Below are 956 nucleotides of genomic sequence, written 5' to 3' on the forward strand. Positions count from 1 at the left end.
TTGAGCGTGTTTGAGCGTGTTCACGTTGACGCTCTGCAGCTGGAGGATGTTCTGGTTGACGTTGACATTGACGTTGGCCGCCGGGCCCAGTCCCTGCATCCAGGTATTGGCGCCGCCGCGCACCGCGGCCAGGGACTTGCTGTCGAGTTCTTGGGTCAGCGCGAGGTCGCGCACGGTGATGGATGACATGGGGCTCTCCTTGACTTCACTGGATACGGTCAGATGCGGTTGAATGGCTTGGCTGGCTGCGGAGGTGGCAAGGCCGCCTCCGCGAGCCGGGCCGTTCAACGATAGATGTTGTTCTGGGCGTTCTGGGTCGAGTTGACATGCGACTTGATGTCGTCCACGAAGGCAGCGTTGTTGCCGTTCATGTTGACCACATTCTGGGTCTGGCCGATCAGCTGCGAGGCGTTGAAGGTCGAGTCGACCTTGACCGCGCTGAACACGGGCATGAAGGGCACGAAGCCGCCGCGCACGGCGCGCATGGCGCCGGCGTCGAGTTCTTCGGTGACGGACAGGTCTTTGATGGCGATGGTAGTCATGGCAGTTCTCCGGTACTCAGTGATGTGCRAATTCGGTTGGCGCGCTCGGCGGGGCCGGCGGCTTAGCGGTAGATGTTGTTCTGGGCGTTCTGGGTCGAGTTGACATGCGACTTGATGTCGTCGACGAAGGCTGCGTTGTTGCCATTCATGTTGACGACGTTCTGGGTCTGGCCGATCAGTTGCGAGGCGTTGAAGGTCGAGTCGAGCTTGACCGAGCTGAACACCGGCACGAAGGGCACGAAGCCGGTGCCGCCGCGCACGGTGCTCATGGCGCCGGCGTCGAGTTCTTCGGTGACGGACAGGTCCTTGATGGCGAGGGTGGTAGTCATGGCAGTTCTCCTTGGGAGCGATTGAACTTTGGGTTCGGTTGGTTTGAGCAGTGTTTCTGCGCTCGGGAGGTACAAACGCATGGAG

3 protein-coding genes are annotated in these 956 nt (G+C 60.8%); all 3 read right to left on the reverse strand.

Annotation, left to right across the window (positions count from 1 at the left end):
• A partial coding sequence (locus AC1DK4_RS40720) for a hypothetical protein (RefSeq protein WP_477132272.1) occupies window positions 1–189 on the reverse strand: 189 nt, incomplete at its 3' end.
• Window positions 190–284: 95 nt separating this feature from the next.
• Window positions 285–542 (reverse strand): hypothetical protein, encoded by a 258-nt coding sequence (locus tag AC1DK4_RS40725; RefSeq protein WP_441620644.1) that lies wholly within the window; start codon window positions 540–542, stop codon window positions 285–287.
• A 62-nt stretch (window positions 543–604) separates the two neighbouring features.
• Window positions 605–871: a hypothetical protein gene (locus AC1DK4_RS40730; protein ID WP_441620646.1), complete on the reverse strand. Its 267-nt coding sequence runs from the start codon at window positions 869–871 to the stop codon at window positions 605–607.
• Window positions 872–956 lie beyond the last annotated feature (85 nt).

The organism is Cupriavidus sp. 05N38 (assembly GCF_056397345.1).